The sequence below is a fragment of the Rhodococcus sp. UYP9 genome (genome assembly GCF_040547235.1).
GTDB lineage: Bacteria > Actinomycetota > Actinomycetes > Mycobacteriales > Mycobacteriaceae > Rhodococcoides.
The window spans coordinates 157,901-177,785 of record NZ_JBEPPH010000002.1; the positions used below are offsets into that span (position 1 = coordinate 157,901).

Sequence of the window (19,885 nt, forward strand, 5' to 3'; positions counted from 1 at the left end):
CGAGTGCTGTCCTGTGCACTCGACAACAAGGAGCTAGGCCGGCTCGATATCTTCCGGATCCACGAAGACCAGGCGTCCGTCGTCGAGTGCGACCGCATATCGACGGGCGAGAGCCCAGCCGCGATCTGTCACCGCGGCTTGTTGGTCGCCGAAGTCTTCCTTGACCACGCCGGACTCTTTAGGCCACTGCTCACGCGACAGCTCGGCATCGGAGCTGTAGCGGACCTTCACATGTGCGCCGACAGCAAGGGGCTGCTGGGTGTCCATGGACATCAACTCCTGATCTTCCACAAATATCCCCCCGCTATGTCGATTGTAGGTCTACCCAGCACCTTCGAAACCCAAACTGCCCATTCGGTCACAGACAATGCTCGTTTAGGTCCTGTCCCTTCAGTGGTAACACGTTCTAGTCTGTACACAGCCGAGGTGTAATCCTCGTGTCCTGCAGCGTCCTGACCGGCGCTGCCACCGAAATCAGTACGTGGAAGGAACTGCACGCTGTGACTACAGAGGCGTTCATTTACGAAGCCATCAGAACCCCGCGCGGTAAAGGAAAGAACGGCTCGCTGCACTCCGTCAAGCCGATCTCGCTGGTTACCGGGTTGATCGACGAACTTCGTCGTCGATTCCCGGATCTGGACGAGAACCGCATCTCGGACCTGATCCTGGGCGTCGTGTCGCCGGTAGGCGATCAGGGTATGGATATCGCCCGCACCGCCGTTCTCGCCGCGAAGATGCCGGACACCGTGGGCGGATTCCAGCTCAACCGGTTCTGCGCTTCCGGTCTCGAAGCAATCAACCTCGCCGCACAGAAGGTGCGCTCCGGCTGGGATGAGCTCGTGATCGCAGGCGGCGTCGAATCGATGTCTCGTGTTCCGATGGGTAGCGACGGTGGCGCGTGGGCGCTGGACCCGGCCACCAACTACGACACCTACTTCGCCCCGCAGGGGATCGGCGCCGACCTGATCGCGACGATCGAGGGCTTCACCCGCGAAGACGTCGACGCATATGCAGTGCAGTCGCAGGAGCGCGCGGCGGCAGCATGGTCGGGTGGCTACTTTGCCAAGTCGGTCGTGCCCGTAACCGATCAGAATGGTTTGCTGATCCTCGATCAGGACGAGCACATGCGTCCGGGCAGCACCGTCGAATCGCTCGGCAAGCTGAACTCGGCGTTCGCCGGAGTTGCCGCCATGGGCGGTTTCGACGACGTCGCGCTGCAGAAGTACCACTGGATCGACAAGATCAATCACGTGCACACCGGTGGTAACAGCTCCGGCATCGTCGACGGCGCAGCCCTCGTCCTCGTCGGCAGCGAGCAGGCAGGCAAAGACCTGAACCTGGTTCCGCGGGCGCGTGTCGTAGCAACCGCGACGAGCGGCGCCGACACCACCATCATGCTCACCGGACCGACACCGGCGGCGAAGAAGGTTCTTGCGACAGCAGGCTTGACCGTCGACGACATCGATCTCTTCGAGTTGAACGAAGCGTTCGCATCGGTCGTGCTGCGTTTCCAGAAGGACCTGAACATCCCGAACGAGAAGCTCAACGTCAACGGCGGAGCTATCGCGATGGGTCACCCACTGGGCGCCACCGGAGCCATGATCACCGGAACCGTGCTCGACGAGCTCGAGCGCCGCGGAGGCCGTTACGCACTCATCACCCTGTGCATCGGCGGCGGCATGGGCGTTGCCACCATCATCGAGCGAGTCTGAGGCGAAGATATGACAAACACTGAAGCAAGCAAAGACAACATGATCAAGTGGGAGCAGGACTCCGACGGCATCGTCGTGCTCACGATGGACGACCCCAACCAGGGCGCCAACACGATGAACCAGTTGTACAAGGACTCGATGGCCATCACCATCGACCGTCTCGAAGCCGAGAAGGACTCGATCACGGGCGTCGTCATCACCTCCGCGAAGAAGACCTTCTTCGCCGGTGGCGACCTGAAGAACATGATGAAGATCGGACCCGACGATGCACAGCAGGTGTTCGGCGAGGCCCAGAACCTCAAAGCGCAGCTGCGCCGCGTAGAGAAGCTCGGCAAGCCCGTCGTCGCAGCCATCAACGGTGCTGCACTCGGCGGTGGTTTCGAAATCGCACTCGCAACGCATCACCGTATTGCGGCGAATGTATCCGGAGTCCAGCTCGGCCTCCCCGAGGTCTCCCTCGGACTGCTTCCCGGTGGCGGTGGCGTCACGCGCATCACCCGCCTCCTCGGCATCCAGACCGGCTTCATGACGGTCCTCGCCCAGGGCACCCGATTCCGTCCCGACAAGGCGCTCGAGATCGGTCTCGTCCACGAACTCGTCGACAGCATCGACGCGCTCGTACCGGCCGCCAAGGCGTGGATCAAGGCCAACCCAGAGGGCGGCGTCGCTCCGTGGGACGTCAAGGGCTACAAGATTCCAGGTGGAACACCGTCGAGTCCGGCGCTGGCCGCGGTTCTGCCTGCCTTCCCCTCGAACCTGCGCAAGCAGCTCAAGGGTGCACCGATGCCCGCGCCGCGTGCAATCCTCGCCGCTGCAGTCGAAGGGGCCCAGGTCGACTTCGACAACGCGTCGACGATCGAGTCGCGGTACTTCACCGAGTTGGTCACCGGGCAGATCTCGAAGAACATGATTCAGGCGTTCTTCTTCGACATTCAGGCGATCAACGCAGGCAAGTCGCGTCCGGACGGCATCGAGAAGACGAAGTTCACCAAGGTCGCCGTCCTCGGTGCAGGCATGATGGGCGCCGGAATCGCCTACGTGTGCGCAAAGGCCGGCATCGACGTCGTGCTCAAGGACGTAGCCATCGAGTCTGCGCAGAAGGGCAAGGCGTACTCCGAGGCCATCGAGGCCAAAGCACTCTCGCGTGGGAAGACCACCCAGGAGAAGTCCGACGCACTGCTGGCTCGGATCCACCCGACCGCCGATGCCAAGGACGTCGAAGGCGCCGATCTCGTCATCGAGGCGGTCTTCGAGTCCGAGGAGCTCAAGCAGAAGGTCTTCCAGGAGATCGAGGATCTCGTCGATCCGAAGGCATTGCTCGGCTCGAACACCTCGACGTTGCCGATCACGAGCCTGGCGAAGGGAATCAAGCGCCAGGAAGACTTCATCGGACTCCACTTCTTCAGTCCAGTCGACAAGATGCCGCTGGTGGAGATCATCCGCGGCGAGAAGACGTCGGACGCTGCGTTGGCGAAGGCCTTCGATCTCGTCCAGCTCATCAAGAAGACCCCGATCGTCGTCAACGACAGCCGTGGGTTCTTCACTTCTCGCGTCATCGGCACATTCATCAACGAGGCAATCGCGATGCTCGGCGAGGGTGTCGAGCCGGCGTCCATCGAGCAGGCAGGCCTGCAAGCTGGCTACCCCGCAGCGCCGCTGCAGCTCTCGGACGAGCTGACGCTGACGCTGATGCAGAAAATCCGCAAGGAGACCTACGACGCGGTCGTCGCGGCCGGCGGCACTCCTCCCGTGGATCCGGCAGGCGAGGTCATCAACAAGATGGTCGACGAGTTCGAGCGTCCGAGCAAGCTCAAGGGTGCAGGCTTCTACGAGTACGCCGACGGCAAGCGCACCGGCCTGTGGCCCGGACTGCGTGATGCGTTCAAGTCGGGTACCTCGGAAGCTCCGTTCGAGGATCTCATCGAGCGCATGCTCTTCATCGAGGCACTCGAGACGCAGAAGTGCTTCGACGAAGGCGTGCTGACTTCCACGGCCGACGCCAACATCGGATCGATCTTCGGCATCGGGTACCCAGCCTGGACGGGCGGCGTGCACCAGTACATCGTCGGCTACAAGGGTGGTCAGGCGGGCTTCGTCGCGCGTGCCGACGAGCTCGCGGCAAAGTACGGCGAGCGGTTCACAGCGCCGGACTCGCTCCGCTCCTAGCTAGACATGTGAGTGGGGATACGTCCCACACGACGTATTCCCACTCACATCTCGCGGTATGCGACCAAACGCTCGGCGCCGTCGGTGAATTGCTTGCGCATCGAAGTGCAGGCCGCATCGACGTCGCCGACGTCCAAGGCATCGATCAGCTGTTCATGGTTGCTCACCGCCGCGCGGCCCCATTCGGGGTCCGACGCATAGAGGCGGGTGGGGGTGTAGCGGGTCGCGTTGTTCAGAAACCATGCCAACTTGCTCGCCTCGGCCAGTGCCGAGACCACGTATCCGCGATGCGGTACGAGTTCGACCATTCCCTCGCCCCGAAGTGTCAGTAAACCTCTCGAACCGGCGTGACACGGACACCGAGCTCGGCTGCGGTCTCGTTCAATCGGATGTAGTCACCCGGGCGAACTTCGCCGGACATGACGAGGTGCCGCACATGATTGGCGACGTCCTCGGACAGCTGCGGCCGCCGAGAAAGCGCTGTCGCTGCGGAAGTCGTGCGCGCTCTGCCTGCCATGACGATCAGCCAATCACGGTGTGTAGGTCTGCACTCAACTCCGGGGCCGGATCAAGGACTTCGTAAGGGGCTCGACCACGCGTGCAGCGACCGGTCCGAGTACCGCCATCAACAGCACGTACGCGGTCGCGAGAGCAGCCAGTTCGCCGTCGACAGCGCCTGCGGCAACAGCGAGCCCCGCTATGACGATCGAGAACTCTCCGCGCGCGACCAAAGCTGCGCCCGCGCGCAGCTGTCCAGGCCTACCGATGCCTTGCCGACCAGCGGCCCAGGCGCCCGTCAAGACCTTGGTGACCGTTGTTGCCACGGCCAGGACGACGGCCCAGCCGAGGACGGGCGGAATGGTCGAGGGGTCCGTGTTCAGGCCGAACACGACGAAGAACATGGCGGCGAAGAGATCACGTAACGGTTCGAGGATGCGGGTTGCGTTGTCCGCGGTCGATCCGGAGATGGCGATGCCGAGCAGAAAGGCGCCGACTGCGGCTGATACCTGCAACTCGGAGGCGATGCCGGCTACCACCAACGCTGATCCGAGGACCGTGAGCAGAACTACCTCGCGGTCGGGGCTGTCGACGACGGCTGAAACGAATCGTCCGTATCTGAGCGCGACCACCAGCACCACGGTGATGACGAGCAACGAGATTCCGACCGCGACGAAGCCACCCAGAATGCCCACCCCGGCCAGGACTGTTGTCAGTATCGGCAGGTAGATCGCCATCGCGAGATCCTCGAATACGAGGATCGAGAGGACGACAGGTGTTTCCCGGTTTCCGAGACGGCCCAGATCGGTGAGAACTTTGGCGATGATCCCCGAGGACGAGATGTACGTGACGCCGCCGAGAACAAGTGCGCCGACGCCACCCCAGCCGAGCATGAGCGCGACGACGGCTCCCGGCGCGAAGTTGAGGACGATATCGACGACACCGGCCATCCACGACCTGCGCAGCCCGGTGACGAGCTCGGTGGCGGTGTACTCCAGCCCGAGCAGCAAGAGCAGAAGTATGACGCCGATCTCGCTGGCCAGTTCACTGAATTCGTCGATACCGTCGAGGGTGATGAAGCCGCCGTTGCCGAAGCACAGTCCGCCGAGGAGATAGAAGGGGATCGGGGAGACACCGATGCGTCCGGCGAGCCTGGCGAGGAGGCCGAGTGCGAAGAACACTGCCCCGAGTTCGGTCAGCGCGAGTGCGCTTTCGGCCATAGGGAATCAGCCCTGTTTGTTCTTATGCATTGCCGAGCAGCTTTGTGGCTGCATCCAGTCCCTCTGCCGTACCGACAGCAACGAGCAGATCGCCGGAGACGATCAGGAAATCAGGATTGGGTGACGGTTGGACCTGCCCGGCGCGCATGACCGCGACGATGGATACACCGGTCTTGGTGCGCATCGTGGTGTCGCCGAGAGTTCGGCCGTCGAATCGCGAGCCCTCTTTGATGCGGAGCTGTCGCGTGTGGATACCGGGGAGTTCACGGTGCTCTTCCCCGAGCTGAGCAATGAGTTGCGGCGTGCCGAGCAAATTGCCCAGCGCCGCCGCTTCCTCATTGCTCAGTGTGATGGACGCCTGTGTCGCGTCGGGGTCATCCATGCGCGAAACGATCAGCTCGTTCACGCCGTCCTTGCGTGTGATGACACCGATGCGACGCCCAGATGCGAGGGCGAAATCCTTCCGCACCCCGATCCCGGGCAGCAGGGTCACTTCGACATTCATAGGGGAATGCTAACCCCAGTCGGTATGACCCGTACCGCCTAGAGCCTCTCGGTCAGGACGCGACAGCGGCCAGCAGTGCTTCACGCTGGTTGGCGCCGAGTCCACCGATACGGCGGGTGTCTGCGATGGAAAGCTGCTCGAGCAGCTGTGCGGCGCGCACCGAGCCGACACCCGGAAGTGCCTTGATCAGTGCGGAGACCTTGGTCTTCTTGACGATCTCGTCGCCCTCGGCCTTTGCGAGAACGTCAGCGACGCTCAGCTCGCCGGACTTGACGGCGGCCAGCAGCTTCGACCTGGCGGTACGTGCCTCGGCCGCCTTGGCCAACGCCGCGGTGCGCTGTTCCGGAGTCAATACTGGTAAAGCCATGGCCTTATCTCCTCGATAGTGGTGACCCGTCGCTCAATGACATGGTCGGGACCCTCTTGCATCGTGCCTGGTGGCTCGGACAATCTTTTCGAACGACACGCGTGTCATTCGGAGTGAGCCACCGATCCTTCACCGCCAGGCTACGTCCTTTCGCTTTCGGGGTACGCCCCGACCAGCAGTTGGGCGGATCCGGATCTCGGCAACTGTGTCACTTCGGTTCGTCTGACGCCAGTAGACGGCGGTCTCGGTGGCGCGTGAAGCCGATCGGGCTCATCGTCCGGTCAGTTCGCATCGGCAGGTGAATACGTGCTTCGGAGTGCGACTTTGACGACCTTGCCGCTGGCGTTGCGGGGGAGAGCGTCGACGACCACGAGCTCCTTCGGGTGTTTGTACCGTGCGAGGTGCTCGCCCAGCCACTCCCCGAGTTCCTCCAGAGTCGGATCCGGGGCCCCGGCAGCGTCGGTCAGGGCAACTACGGCAACGGGAACCTCACCCCAGGTCTCGTCGGTGCGCCCGATGACTGCAGCTTCGCGGATTCGCGGATGTGAGAAGAGGACGTTCTCCACTTCGGCGCAGTAGATGTTCTCGCCGCCGGAGATGATCATGTCCTTCTTGCGGTCGACGACGAAGACGAAACCCTCGTCGTCCTGACGGACCAGGTCCCCGGAGTGGAACCAGCCACCGCCGAACGCGTCGGCTGTGGCGTCGGGGTTCTGCCAGTACTCACGCATGAGAGTAGGTCCCCGGTAGACGATCTCACCGATCTCCCCGCGAGTGACGTCTTGCATGTCGTCGTCGACCACACGGGCCGAAACAGTGGCGACGACGCGTCCGACGGAACCGAGCTTGCGCAGTGCGTCCGCTCCGTCGAGAACGCAGGTGATGGGTGACATCTCGGTCTGCCGAATACCGCGACGTTGAGTGCATCGGGGAACGTTGCCGACATGGCCTTCAGGATCGTGTCCGACGCCGGGGCGGCGCCCCAGGATATGACGCGAAGCTTCACCGTGCGTGGAACTCGCGATTGCTCGGCACATATCGCTTGCCACTGCACGGGCACGAGGAACAGCGTGGTGACTCCCTCCGATTCCAAGACGTCCAGCAGCGCTGCGGGATCGAATGCGCCGACTGGGTGGATGACGGTCGGTACCCCCAGCAGCAGACTCGGGGCCAGGCTGCCGAGGGCCGCGATGTGAAACATCGGTGACGCGCAGAAGCCGATTTCGTCCACGCCGTGCATCTGCAGTGCGCGAATGCACGTCAGTGCTTGCGCCTGCATGTTGGCGTGGGTCAGCACAGCACCTTTCGGTCGGCCGGTGGTGCCGGAGGTGTACATGATCAATGCCGGTGCATCATCGGGGACGTCGACGGGTGCGGCGTGTTCGGCGGCGACGAGCAACCCCTCGTACTCCGCACCGACCGTGATCGTTCCTGTCACGGAATCCGATTGCGCTGCAACTACTTCGGCAAGTGGAGACAGTGGCTGGTCGGTGACGAGTAGCGTCGCACCGCTGTTGTCGGCCAGGAACGCGACCTCAGGGGCGGTCATCCTGAAGTTCACGGGTACTGCCAGTGCGCCGAGCGCATTGATTGCCAGGACCGATTCGAGGTATTCGGGACGGTTGAGCATGAGAATCAGAACGCGATCTCCGGCGCCGATCCCTCGTCGGCTCAGGACGTCGGTGAACCTCGCAACCCGGTCGGAAAGCTCGCGCCAGGTGGTGGATTCACCGAGGAATCGCAGCGCGAGCCCGTCCGGATTCATCAGGGCGTGTCGACGAACCTGGTTGTTCCAATTGTTGCGAACCGAACGTTGTGGCTCCTGGCTGGGATCGGATGGGTCCATTGCTGGTTCCTCTTTCGCACGGTGCCGGCTGTCGGGGGTCGAAGCGCACACGGCGGCTACTGAAGATCTTCACCGGTCACAGTGTCGCGGGGTGCTCCGCTCGTGGACCGACACTGTGTTCGGGTGTGTACGGACACGTCGACGGATCGGCGAGCACACCGAGCTGGCTCGGACGGTAGCCGCGCGGGTAGCCGGGGTACGTCTTGTTCTTGGAATCGTCGGTGGTTCTCGAATGCCTACGCTTGGGCATGAATCGTTCCCCGCGCGCTTTGGCGCGCAAACTCGCCACCGCGATGCGACGCAGAGTCGGTGAGCCGGCCGGGAAGCCGAACGCGTGCGCCATCTTGTCGTCCATCAGCGCATAGACACCCTGCCGTACCGCCGGATGCAGTGCCGTCGGAAACCATGAGCAGAACAAGTCGAGGGTGTACTTCCCGACGCGGTGGTTGTCCTCGGTGTACCGGAACGTGCGCTGCTCGTAGTCGAGTTTGAATCGCGCGAATTCGGTGTAGGACTCCGGAATGTTCTTGATACCCATCCGGATTCCGACTTCACGGTAGAAGTAGAACGTGGCCAGGCGTTCCTTCGGGTGCAGCCGACGCCAGCCGTATCGGTCGATCCATTCGATCGGCTCGTAGATGAACGTGGTCAGGACATAGAGCAAATCGTCGTTGTCGATGTCGTACTTGCCGTGCATTCGATTGATCGTCCGCAGTGACTCGCGTCCCCTCTCGGAGTCGTAACCGTGCTCGAGCATCTCCGCCATCAGGAGCGAGGTGTCGTCGTAGCGCTTCTGTGGTCGATTCTCGAATTCGCCTGTCTTTTCCAACAGTTCGGAGATGGTTGGGACACAGTACGTCCGAAACAGGGCGAATTCGAGAGCGCGTTGGTAGTCCCACGGAAACTCGCAGCCTGCGGTGATGAGATGGATCTCGTGGTTGTCCACTTTCGGGTCGAGTTCCTCTATTCGCCGCAACCACCCGTACCGGCCGCGCTTGGGAGTGACATCCATGTCAGCCTCTCCCGTGTCGTAGTTTGAGCATCAGTTTCGAGATCTTCATGTCGCGTGCTTTGCGGTTCATCGTGAGCAGCTTCAGCGGTATCGCGAATTGCTGTACGGCAAGTGATTTGACGGTGCTGAACTCGCGGAGTCCGTCGGCGCCGTGGATCCGACCGAAACCGGAATCGCCGGTACCACCGAACGGCAGAGCAGGAATGCCGGCGAACCCGAGGACGGAATTGACCGTCACGACGCCGCAATCGAGCCTTTCCGCTGCTCGTCGTCCGGCCTCGATGTCCTTGGTGAAGACCGAGGCGCCGAGTCCGTACACCGATGCGTTGGCGCGTTCGATACCTTCGTCGAGATCACGAACCTTGTTCACGACCACCGTCGGACCGAAGGTCTCTTCCGTTATCGCAGTCGAATCTTCGGGAACGTCGGTGAGAATGACGGGGTCGATGTACGGGCCGCGCAGCGACTCGAGGCCGCCGACGACAGCACGCGCGCCTTTGCCCAGAGCATCCTCGATCTGGCCTCGGACGATGTCGCTCTGCTTTCCGAGAGTCATCGGACCGTACGAGGAGGATCCGGCACCGCCGGGCTTCAACGCTGACACGGCCGCAGCAAGTTTGTCGACGAAGTTCTCGTACACCGGAGCCGCGACATAGATCCGCTCGACACCCGCGCAGGTCTGACCCGCATTGCCCATCGCGCCGAATGCTGCAAACTCCACGGCTGCATCGAGATCGGCGTCCGCGTCGACGAGCATGGCGTCCTTGCCGCCACACTCGGCAACGAGCGGGGTCAGCGACTGGGCGCACGTTGCCATGACCTTCTTGGCGGTTGCCGTGGACCCGGTGAAGGCGATTTTGTCGACTCCCGCAGTGCACAACGCAGCGCCGGTCGATCCGTCACCGGTGACGGTCTGGAACACCAGCTGTGTCGGCGCGAGTAATTCCCACTTCTTCGCCAGCCACACACCGACACCCGGGGTGAGCTCGCTCGGTTTGAACACCACGGCGTTGCCGGCCGCGAGTGAATACGCAATGGAACCCATCGGGGTGTACAACGGGTAGTTCCACGGCCCGATGACGCCGACGACACCGTACGGCCGGTAGCCCACATAGGCCTTCTGATTGGCGCTGATCAGCCCCGAGGGCACCCTGCGCTGCTTCAACGTCTTCTCGGCGTTCCGTGCAGCCCAATCTATGTGTTCGACGGCCATCATGACCTCGAGAATCGCATCCTCATCGGGCTTGCCGCTCTCGGCGGCGATGACTGCGGCAAGGCTCTGCGCATCCTTGGCGATCGCGTTCTTGAACTCGAGCAGCCAATTCTTACGTCCGGTGAAACCCTGAAGATCCCACCACCGAGAAGCTGCCCGAGCGCGGTCGACGGCGGCCAGGACTGCAGCGTCGTCGGAGATCGGATAGCTGGCCAGCACGTCGCCTGTCCTCGGATCGAGACTGTCGAACATTCGAACTTTCATCTGCGTGACCTGGTCCGTCATGGGCCGAATCCTCCCGGTCTGTGCAATCGCATCACGTATATTCGATGCGATTTACTGTTGTCTGGCTCACACTATGCGGGGTGTGCAGTGCCGACAACCAACCGGGTCGCGGGTGGTTCGAAGCTCGCGTGATTCCTCTTCGGCGCTGATGCGTCGCCAGTTCGTGGACGGGGCCGAGCGGTTGACAGGGCACCTCGAGGGCGGGGCCTAACTCAGATGATGTGGCTGCGGATGGGACTTGTGGACCTCGTCGGATCTCACGTCGGCCTGGGGACCGCGACCTGCGGTGCTGGCAGTCCCGGCAGGAACGAGCTCGATGACGACAGATTTCGATGTCGGACAGTTGCTTCCCACCGCCGTCGAGTCCAGGGGAACCAACGGATTGGTCTCCGGGTAGTACGCGGCGGCGCATCCGCGTGGAGTGTCGTATTCGACGATCCGGAAGTTCGAGGCACACCGCTCGATGTCGTCGTCGTCCCATTTGGTGACGAGGTCGACGTACTCGCCGTCCCGATAGCCGAGTGCGGCGATGTCCTCGCGGTGGACGAACACGACGCGTCGGCCACCTTCGATTCCTCGGTAGCGATCGCTGAGGCCGTAGATCGTCGTGTTGAACTGATCGTGACTCCGGAGCGTCTGGAGTAGTAGGTGGCCTTCCGGGACATGTAGAACATCGATCGGCAGCGCGGTGAATTCGCCTCGCCCTGAGTCGGTTTCAAAGGTTCGCGAATCCCGCGGTGGATGTGGGAGAACGAAACCGCCTGGCCTGCGTACGTTGACCTCGTATCCTTCGCAACCCGGTACGACGCGAGAGATGTGCGTGCGGATGTTCCGGTAGTCCTCGCGCATGCCCTTCCAGTCGATGCCATGACGGTCACCCAAGGTGGCCTCGGCGATGCCGGTGAGGATGGCCACCTCGGACCGGAGGTGCGCACTGGCAGGCTTCAACGGGCCGCGAGAAGAGTGCACCGAGCAGGTGGAGTCCTCGACGGAAATCCACTGCGGACCCGAGGCTTGCACGTCCTGCTCGGTGCGGCCGAGTGTCGGGAGGATGAGGGCAGTCTCGCCACAAACGAGATGCGAACGGTTGATCTTCGTCGAGATGTGCACGGTCATGCGCATACCGCGCATCGCCTCGAAGGTGACGTCGCTGTCCGGCGTCGCCTGAACGAAGTTGCCGCCGAGTCCGAGGAAGAAATGGGCTTTACCGTCACGCATCGCGCGGATCGAGTCGACTGTGTCGAGACCGTTCTCGCGCGGTGGATCGAAACCGAATTCGGCCTCGATGGAGTCGAGGAAGTGCTGCGGGACTCGCTCCCAGATCCCCATGGTGCGATCGCCCTGCACGTTGGAGTGGCCGCGGACGGGCAGCAGGCCGGCGCCGGCCTTGCCGATATTGCCCTGTGCCAGAGCCAGATTGGTGAGCTCTTTGATGGTGGCGACGGCGTTGCGGTGCTGGGTCAAACCCATGGCCCAGCAGAAGACGGTGGCCTTCGAATCACGAAGCATACGTGCAGCCTCGGTGATGACTTCCCTTGTCAATCCGGTGGATTCGGTGACGACGTCCCAGTCGAGGGCGCGCACGTTCTCGCGCCACGCGTCGAACCCTGCGGTGTGGGCCTCGACGAACTCGTGGTCGAGTGCATCCCATTCGACGAGCAACGACCCGAACGCTTGGAACAGCGCCAGATCTCCGTTGACTCTGATCGGCAAGTGCATGTCGGAGAGGTCCGTACCGGGACCGACCATTCCGCGGACGGTCTGCGGGTTCTTGAAGTTCACCAGACCGGCTTCACGCAGTGGGTTGATCGAGAGGATCTTCGCGCCGTTCTGCTTCGCCTTCTCGAGCGCCGACAACATGCGGGGATGGTTGGTGCCCGGATTCTGGCCGGCGAGGATGATCAGCTCGGCGTCGTATACGTCGTCGAGCGTCACGCTGGCCTTACCGATGCCGATGGTCTCCTGCAATGCGATCGAGGTGGACTCGTGGCACATGTTGGAACAGTCGGGCAGATTGTTGGTACCGAATGCCCGCGCGAAGAGTTGGTAGGTGAAAGCCGATTCGTTCGATGCTCGACCCGAGGTGTAGAAAATTGCCTCGTCGGGGTCGGGGAGCGATCGAAGTTCCTCGCCGATGAGCCCGAACGCGTCGTCCCACTCGATCGATTCGTAATGCTGACTGCCTGGCCGCTTCACCATCGGATGGGTGATGCGCCCCTGCTGCCCGAGCCAGTGTTCGCTGTGGCCGTCCAGGTCGGCGATGGTGTGAGAGGCGAAGAACTCGGGGGTCGCACGCGTCGTCGTCGCTTCCTCGGCCACCGCCTTGGCGCCGTTTTCGCAGAACTCGGCGACGTGACGATGGCCGGGGTCGGGATCCGGCCATGCGCAACTCATGCAGTCGAAGCCCTCGGCCTGGTTGAGATCGAGAAGAGTCTTGGCCGTCCGAACCGGACCCATGTGGCCGAGCGCGCGTTTCATCGACACCGCGACGGCGGTCAGGCCCGCAGCATGAGTCTTCGGTGTGCCGATGTCGAGCTCGGTTTCGTGACGCTCCATGCTGAGTCCTTTCGGGTCGGGCGAAGCCGCTACTTGCCGAGCATCCTGGCAACCAAGTCCACGTAGGACTGTTTCGCCGAATCCTGGCTCGTTCCTTCGAGCTTCGCCCATGCGTCGAACTTGGCGCGATTGACCATGTCCAGTCTTCCCGGGCGCTTACCCTCGGCATCGCCTTTCGAACCTTGCTTGAACAACGAATACAAGCTGAGAAGGTTGTCGTTGCTGGGCTTGGAGGTCAGCGTCTTCACGTCGATCTGGGCCTGCTGAAACGACTGCTCGAGATCGGACACTGTTCGGCTCCCTTGTTTTGCGACGCAGTTTTGCGACACATGCTCCTGTCGAACGATCATGGCACGCGAGCGGCGTGCTGATGGGCCGTTCGTCCGGCATCGGCGACGAGGCGGACGCAATGAGCGAGAAACTTCTCCCGCGTCGCAGTGACGGTTCCGTCGAGGTATCCGACGAACAAGGAGGTAAGCGCTCCGACGACACCGATGGCGACCAAATGCTGGTCTTCGGCGTCGAGGCCGGTCAGTTCCGTACGAACCAGGTCGACGAAGGTGGGGACGAGGGCGGTTCCGCTTCGGCTGATGGCAGGCTCGGACAGTGGTGCCAGCAGTAAGACTCGGCCCACGGCGGGATCGTCGAGGACCAGTTCGACGAAGACGCGGACCGGTGCTGCGGCCCTGTCCTCTTCGGTGGAGGTCGCGACGGCGGTCTCGATGGCAGCACGGGCCCGAAGGCCGACGTGGGCGTAGACGGCTCGGACGTACTCGTCGCGGTCGGTGAAGCTCTCGTAGAAGTATCGCTCGGTCAGGGAGGCGCTCCGGCAGGCCGCACGGACGCTGACTGCGGGTCCGCCCGGGGAGCCGAGGAGTGCAACACCGACGTCGAGCAGCGTCGTGTAACGGTGCCTTCGGCGTTCGTCGATGTTCACGAGTCACCTCGTCTCTATTGACTACGGATGTTGTCGAATCCTAGTCTGACAACATGTGTAGTCAGTCTGGGGTCGATCGGCCGATTCCGCTGGGGCCCGAGTCGTTGACGTGGAAGTACTTCGGCGATTGGCGCGGCATGCTGCAGGGGGTATGGGCCGGATCCATGCAGAACATGCATCCCGGGCTCGGTGCAGGCGTCGAGGAGCATTCGATCTTCTTCGACGAACGTTGGCAGCGCTTGTACCGATCGCTGTATCCGATCGGCGGCGTGGTCTTCGACGGCGATCGGGCCGAACGAACTGCGCTGGCCGTCCGTGGATATCACGACAACATCAAAGGCGTCGACGCCAAAGGTAGGCGCTATCACGCGCTCGACCCGGACACCTTCTACTGGGCGCACGCAACGTTCTTCATGGGGACCGTTCTGACGGCGGACCACTTCATGGGTGGCCTCGGTGAAGAACAGAAACGCCAACTGTTCACCGAACATGTTCAGTGGTACCGGTTGTACGGGATGAGCATGCGGCCGGTCCCCGAGACTTGGGAGGACTTCCAGGTGTACTGGAGGTACATGTGCCGCGAGGTATTGGAAGACAACAAGGCCACTCGCGACGTCCTGGATCTGTCGGGGCTCGGGCCGCCGCCGTACGCGTCGTGGATTCCAGCGCCGATCTGGGCCGTTCTCCGGCGACCGGTCGCGCGAGGTTTCGTGTGGCTTACCGTCGGTCTCTACGATCAATCGATACGAGATCTGTTGGGCTACAACTGGACCGAGCGTGACGTGCGAATCTTCTCCACCGTGGGAAAGCTGGTCGACAAGGCATTCGCCGTGGTGCCTCGTCGATACCGTATGCACCCGAGAGGACGAGCCGGTTGGGACCGCGCGACCGGACGCATTCCGGCCGACGCGGCACTACCCCAAACCCCGGCACGCAATCTTCCGCCGATCGGTGAGCGGAACGATCCGAAGCACTACAGTCCTCGGGTCTAGAGGTTCCGCTCACCTGTCCACAGAAGCGGCCTAGGCATCCCACCAGGGCCGCAGTGGGAGACCGGCTTCACCCTTGGGTCCGAGCTTGACGCCCAGAACCTGGTGCAGCTGAACGACATTGCGTTCGAATCCCAGACGTGAGCCGGCCATGTAGAGGCCCCAGATGCGGGCGGTTCCTTCGCCGGCCTCGGCGACGCACGCGTCCCAGTTGTCGACGAGATTGCGGCACCACGCGGCCAGCGTGAGGGCATAGTGCTCGCGGAGGCTCTCCTCGTGCCGCACTTCGAGGCCGACATCCTGCATCTCGCTGATGATGCGCCCCGAGCCGGTCAGCTCACCGTCCGGAAAGACGTACCTGTCGATGAACGATCCGGCTTTGGCGTGGCTTCGATTGTCGGGGCGGGTGATGCTGTGGTTGAGCACTCGGCCACCGTCGCGCAACTTCGACTGGATGAAGCTGAAATACGCTGGATAGTTGCTCACCCCGATGTGCTCGGTGAGGCCGATCGAAGACACCGCATCGAAATCGGTCTCGGCGATGTCGCGGTAGTCGGAGAAGCGAACCTCGGCGAGTTCGGAGAGCCCTTCGTCGGCAATGGCCTTCTGTGCCCAGTCTGCTTGCTCGCGTGAAAGAGTTGCGCCGATGACCTTGACGCCACGTCGTGCGGCATAGCGGACCATCGAGCCCCAGCCGCACCCGATATCGAGCAGTCGGTCGCCTTCCTTCAATCCGAGCTTCTCGAACACCAGCCGGTACTTGTTCTCCTGTGCCTCCTCGAGGGACTGCTCCGGTGAGGTGTATGCGGCACAGGTGTAGGTCATCGATTCTCCGAGTACGTACTCGTAGAACGTATTCGACACGTCGTAATGGTGCGAGATCGACTCGGCGTCACGAGTCTTGGAGTGGCGCAAGCCCTCCGCGATTCGACGCCACCGCGGAATCGCCTCCTGTGGCGGCGGCGCGATGGGACGCAACAAGTCCCAGCCCAGAGAGCGGGTGATCGTGGCGAGTGTGAGGGCGGACGGCCTGCGGAAGTGCAGCTCGTCTCCCATCACCCGCAACAACTCGTACGGATCTCCCGGATGTACGCCCTCGGCCTCGAGGTCGCCGGATACGTAGGCGCGGGCCATGCCGAGGTCACCGGGGGCGGTCGCCAAATAGGTGGTGCCGCGCGGACTCTTGAGCTTGAGTCCGAGCGCGGCATCCTCCGGACCGGCGGCGCTGCCGTCGTAAGCGCTGAAACGGAGGGGGATGTTTCCGTCGGAAAGCAGCTCGAGAATCTCCGAGATGGTGAGCTTGTGGGTGCGGCTCGCGTCGCTACTGGTGGATTCTTTCAACGTTGTCATTTTCCTTGCACCGCTTTCGAGTACATGTCCAACAGACGTGACTTCGGATCGTACTTTTTCTTCAGTTCTTCGAACTTCTCGCCGCCGTACAGCGCGGCAAACTCTGCCTCGGAGTAATAAGCATCCGAGTAGAGCGATTTATGCCCATCGAAGTCGGTGACCTTGTGTTCGATGGCACGATTGGTGGCACCTTCCGGTTGGCCGGGAACGATAGGGACCGAGGACCAGAAACCGATGTTGACGTACGTCTTGTCGGGTTCGAGGGGATACAACGGCCATGGTCGCGCACCCTCGGCACCGTCCGGTGCCGGATCGCGAAGGCGCAACGGGCACAACCACAATGGCTCGATGGGGATTTCGTCGAGGAACCAGCGCAGAAACGGAGCGGTGTTCTCGATGGGAACTTCGACGTCCTGAACGACGCGCTCTCGCGGTGGGTTTCCTTTGCGGGCCTCGAGGCGGTCGGCGATGTCGTATTTGCGGTCGAGGCCGATGAGCTTCCAGTAGAAGCTGGAGCGTCGATACTTCTTCGGCCAGAGGCGTCGAATTTTCGGGTTCTGGGTGCCGAAGGCACGTGAGCACCAGAACCAGTCGGTATCCCAACGCCACAGGTAGTCGTGAATCGTCAGTCGATCGGTCTTCGGTTCGGGGCCGTCGTGCTGGATCGAGCGGTAGAAGACGTCGGGGCCGGCGTGGTACTCGCTGACCGGGCCGGGCTCGGCCGTTTGGGTGCCCAGTGTCAGGTAGCTTTCGTCGGCGGAGAACACGACGCCGTCGAGGTAGTGGACTTCGATGCCGTCGTACGTACGCTCGGAAACGATGGTGTCCATCGTCGACTGCATCGTGTCGAGGTCGTGGAAGCGCACGTGACGGAGAGCGACGAACGGCTTTACCGGTTCGAGTTGAATTTTCAGTCGGGTCGAGTATCCGAGGGTGCCGTACGAGTTGGGGAAACCCCGGAACAGTTCGGCGTTCTCACCGCCCGGCGTCGCGGTGATGATCTCGCCGTTTCCGGTGAGGACGTCGATCTCGAGAACGGATTCGTGTGGAAGTCCGTTGCGGAAAGAGGTGCTCTCGATCCCGAGGCCGGTGACGGCACCGCCGAGCGTGATGGTTTTCAGCTGGGGAACGACAAGCGGGGCCAGGCCGTACTGCAGCGTCGCGTCGACCAAATCCTCGTAGGTGCACATTCCGGCCACATCGGCTGTCCGATCCGTCGGGTTCACCGTGATGACTCCGGTCAGCCCCGATACATCGAGTCCGGGGGCGGTCGAGCCTGCTCGTGCTCGAAAGAGATTCGAGGTCTTCTTCGCCAGGCGCACCGTCGCGTCCTCGGGGATTGCTCGGTAGCTTGCGAGTAGTGCGTCGAACCCGGCGCGATACGCGGCGAATCCGATCTCTCGAGGTTCGGGTCGTCGTCTCGTCAGCACGTTCACGGAAGCCACAGGCTGACGCTATCTCTACTGCAGGTCGAGGGCCACCGAGAATGCGTCCTCGTACGTAAAATTTCACGTAAACGTTGCTCGAAAGCGTCATTGTAAACGGACTAATCGGGCAAATAGATTCGTCTTGCATGTCTTTTGCACGGCTAAATAAAAGTTGGTGAACCCTGTCACATCGCCGCATACCGCTGGGCTGGCGCTGCTTCGACGAAGGGCAGGATGGTGCTTCGATCTCGAAACGGATTCATCGAAGGGGACAGATCATGGCTCGGGTAAGTGCAAGTAGCTCCATCACCGTCGCTCAGGGGCCCGACAAGGTATTGGCCGCGCTCGCCGACTACGAAACGGTGCGCCCGCGCATTCTTCCCGAGCAGTACCTCGACTACGTAGTTGTCGAGGGTGGTCAGGGCGACGGCACGGTGGCCAAGTGGACACTGCAGGCAACCTCGAAGCGCTCGCGCAACGTCCTGGCCACCGTGACGGTCGCGGGATCGAAGATCACCGAGCGGGACGCCAACTCCACGATGGTCACGACCTGGACGATCACCCGGTCAGGTACGGGGTCCGAGGTAACGACGACAACCGAGTGGAAAGGCGCAGGTGGCATCGGCGGATTCTTCGAAAAAACTTTCGCACCGCTCGGACTGAAGAAGATCCAGGCGCAGACGTTGGCGAACCTGGAACGCGAAATTCGATAGAACGCCGTACGGCGACACGCACGTGTATGGATGCTGGGCCGCGCTCCCCTGAGCGGGGCGCGGCTAGGCTGAGATGTGTAACCGAACCGAGAGGACACCACAGTGCAACCCGGTGAGCAGCCCGACATCGCGTCGATCATGCAGCAGGCGCAACAAATGCAGCAGCAACTGATGGCCGCACAAGCCCAGATCGCGGAGATCGAGGTGAGCGGGCAGGCGGGCGGAGGATTGGTCACCGCAACGGTGAAGGGCACAGGCGAACTCGTCGGCCTGACGATCGACCCGAAGGTCGTCGACCCGGACGACGTCGAAACACTGCAGGATCTGATCATCGGTGCGATCGCCGACGCGTCGAAATCCGCTCAGACCGTAGCGGCAGACAAGCTCGGTCCGCTCACTGGTGGGCTCGGTGGCGGTTCGCTCGGCCTTCCCGGCTTCTAGGGCCGACACGTGTACGAAGGTCCTGTTCAGGATCTGATCGACGAACTCGGAAAACTTCCAGGTGTCGGACCCAAGAGCGCTCAGCGCATTGCGTTTCATCTGCTGAGCGTGGAACCACCCGACATCGATCGGCTACTGAAAGCACTGCAACGGGTCCGCGACGGCGTCCAGTTCTGCACGGTGTGTGGCACTGTCTCCGACAAAGAGCTGTGTCGAATCTGTGCCGACCCTCGACGCGATCGCAGCATCATCTGCGTCGTCGAAGAGCCCAAAGATGTTCAGGCAGTGGAAAGAACACGGGAGTTCAAAGGCCGTTACCACGTGCTCGGTGGTGCCCTCGATCCCCTGAACGGCATAGGCCCCGACCAACTTCGCATTCGAGAGTTGTTGGTGCGAATAGGAAACCAGGACGACGGCGTCGATGTATCCGAGGTGATCATCGCCACGGATCCGAACACCGAGGGTGAGGCAACGTCGACGTATCTGGCCAGGACGATGCGCGACTTCCCAGGTCTGTCGATCACCCGGCTGGCCTCGGGTCTACCGATGGGTGGGGATCTCGAGTTCGCGGACGAGCTCACCTTGGGTCGGGCACTGACGGGGCGTCGAGTGCTCTGACCTGATCAGCGCGTTCGATTCCGCCGGCCT

At 62.3% G+C, this 19,885-nt stretch carries 17 protein-coding genes and 2 pseudogenes; 6 read left to right on the top strand and 13 right to left on the bottom strand.

What is annotated here, in order from left to right; genetic code table 11:
• Window positions 1-33: 33 nt before the first annotated feature.
• Window positions 34-267, bottom strand: coding sequence for a hypothetical protein (locus tag ABIB36_RS07055; protein WP_256895495.1), 234 nt, complete (start codon window positions 265-267; stop codon window positions 34-36).
• A 233-nt stretch (window positions 268-500) separates the two neighbouring features.
• On the opposite strand from ABIB36_RS07055, the gene ABIB36_RS07060 reads away from it, so the two are divergent.
• A complete protein-coding gene (locus ABIB36_RS07060; protein ID WP_084345915.1) occupies window positions 501-1,712 on the top strand; it encodes an acetyl-CoA C-acetyltransferase in 1,212 nt (403 codons plus the stop codon).
• A 9-nt stretch (window positions 1,713-1,721) separates the two neighbouring features.
• Window positions 1,722-3,878, top strand: coding sequence for a 3-hydroxyacyl-CoA dehydrogenase NAD-binding domain-containing protein (locus tag ABIB36_RS07065; RefSeq protein WP_354560016.1), 2,157 nt, complete (start codon window positions 1,722-1,724; stop codon window positions 3,876-3,878).
• A gap of 44 nt (window positions 3,879-3,922) precedes the next feature.
• On the opposite strand, the pseudogene ABIB36_RS07070 reads toward ABIB36_RS07065, so the two are convergent.
• The 10 genes and pseudogenes from ABIB36_RS07070 to ABIB36_RS07115 all read right to left on the bottom strand — a co-directional run bounded on the left by ABIB36_RS07070 (window position 3,923) and on the right by ABIB36_RS07115 (window position 14,317).
• Window positions 3,923-4,395, bottom strand: a pseudogene (locus ABIB36_RS07070) (GntR family transcriptional regulator).
• 34 nt (window positions 4,396-4,429) lie between these two features.
• Complete coding sequence (locus ABIB36_RS07075; protein ID WP_354560015.1) at window positions 4,430-5,596, bottom strand: cation:proton antiporter; 1,167 nt, start codon at window positions 5,594-5,596, stop codon at window positions 4,430-4,432.
• A gap of 22 nt (window positions 5,597-5,618) precedes the next feature.
• The gene (locus ABIB36_RS07080) at window positions 5,619-6,101 is read right to left on the bottom strand and encodes a cation:proton antiporter regulatory subunit (protein WP_084345685.1); all 483 of its coding nucleotides are present in this window, start codon (window positions 6,099-6,101) and stop codon (window positions 5,619-5,621) included.
• Window positions 6,102-6,153: 52 nt separating this feature from the next.
• Window positions 6,154-6,468, bottom strand: coding sequence for an integration host factor, actinobacterial type (gene mihF, locus ABIB36_RS07085; RefSeq protein WP_084345684.1), 315 nt, complete (start codon window positions 6,466-6,468; stop codon window positions 6,154-6,156).
• Window positions 6,469-6,749: 281 nt separating this feature from the next.
• Window positions 6,750-8,314 (bottom strand): annotated as a pseudogene (gene fadD5 / locus ABIB36_RS07090) (fatty-acid--CoA ligase FadD5).
• Between the two features lie 76 nt (window positions 8,315-8,390).
• A complete protein-coding gene (locus tag ABIB36_RS07095; RefSeq protein WP_354560012.1) occupies window positions 8,391-9,326 on the bottom strand; it encodes an oxygenase MpaB family protein in 936 nt (311 codons plus the stop codon).
• A gap of 1 nt (window position 9,327) precedes the next feature.
• Complete coding sequence (locus ABIB36_RS07100) at window positions 9,328-10,824, bottom strand: aldehyde dehydrogenase family protein (protein WP_084345681.1); 1,497 nt, start codon at window positions 10,822-10,824, stop codon at window positions 9,328-9,330.
• A gap of 207 nt (window positions 10,825-11,031) precedes the next feature.
• Window positions 11,032-13,380, bottom strand: a complete 2,349-nt coding sequence (locus tag ABIB36_RS07105; RefSeq protein ID WP_084345680.1) for an FdhF/YdeP family oxidoreductase — start codon at window positions 13,378-13,380, stop codon at window positions 11,032-11,034.
• Window positions 13,381-13,409: 29 nt separating this feature from the next.
• On the bottom strand, window positions 13,410-13,670 hold the full coding sequence (locus ABIB36_RS07110) for an acyl-CoA-binding protein (RefSeq protein WP_256895493.1): 261 nt from the start codon (window positions 13,668-13,670) through the stop codon (window positions 13,410-13,412).
• 56 nt (window positions 13,671-13,726) lie between these two features.
• Window positions 13,727-14,317, bottom strand: a complete 591-nt coding sequence (locus tag ABIB36_RS07115; RefSeq protein ID WP_084345678.1) for a TetR/AcrR family transcriptional regulator — start codon at window positions 14,315-14,317, stop codon at window positions 13,727-13,729.
• A gap of 53 nt (window positions 14,318-14,370) precedes the next feature.
• On the opposite strand from ABIB36_RS07115, the gene ABIB36_RS07120 reads away from it, so the two are divergent.
• Window positions 14,371-15,309: an oxygenase MpaB family protein gene (locus ABIB36_RS07120; RefSeq protein ID WP_084345677.1), complete on the top strand. Its 939-nt coding sequence runs from the start codon at window positions 14,371-14,373 to the stop codon at window positions 15,307-15,309.
• Window positions 15,310-15,339: 30 nt separating this feature from the next.
• On the opposite strand, the gene ABIB36_RS07125 is transcribed toward ABIB36_RS07120, so the two are convergent.
• Together ABIB36_RS07125 and ABIB36_RS07130 are read right to left on the bottom strand one after the other, a co-directional pair.
• Entirely contained in the window at window positions 15,340-16,656 is a 1,317-nt protein-coding gene (locus ABIB36_RS07125) for a class I SAM-dependent methyltransferase (protein WP_084345676.1), read from the bottom strand.
• Window positions 16,653-18,083, bottom strand: a complete 1,431-nt coding sequence (locus ABIB36_RS07130; protein WP_502944899.1) for an FAD-binding protein — start codon at window positions 18,081-18,083, stop codon at window positions 16,653-16,655. The genes ABIB36_RS07125 and ABIB36_RS07130 overlap by 4 nt, the downstream gene beginning before the upstream one ends.
• 278 nt (window positions 18,084-18,361) lie before the next feature.
• Between ABIB36_RS07130 and ABIB36_RS07135 the strand changes: the two genes are divergently transcribed.
• The 3 genes from ABIB36_RS07135 to recR all read left to right on the top strand — a co-directional run bounded on the left by ABIB36_RS07135 (window position 18,362) and on the right by recR (window position 19,855).
• Complete coding sequence (locus tag ABIB36_RS07135) at window positions 18,362-18,796, top strand: SRPBCC family protein (RefSeq protein WP_084345675.1); 435 nt, start codon at window positions 18,362-18,364, stop codon at window positions 18,794-18,796.
• A 102-nt stretch (window positions 18,797-18,898) separates the two neighbouring features.
• Window positions 18,899-19,237, top strand: coding sequence for a YbaB/EbfC family nucleoid-associated protein (locus ABIB36_RS07140; RefSeq protein WP_084345674.1), 339 nt, complete (start codon window positions 18,899-18,901; stop codon window positions 19,235-19,237).
• Between the two features lie 9 nt (window positions 19,238-19,246).
• The gene (recR, locus tag ABIB36_RS07145) at window positions 19,247-19,855 is read left to right on the top strand and encodes a recombination mediator RecR (protein ID WP_084345673.1); all 609 of its coding nucleotides are present in this window, start codon (window positions 19,247-19,249) and stop codon (window positions 19,853-19,855) included.
• Window positions 19,856-19,885: the final 30 nt, after the last annotated feature.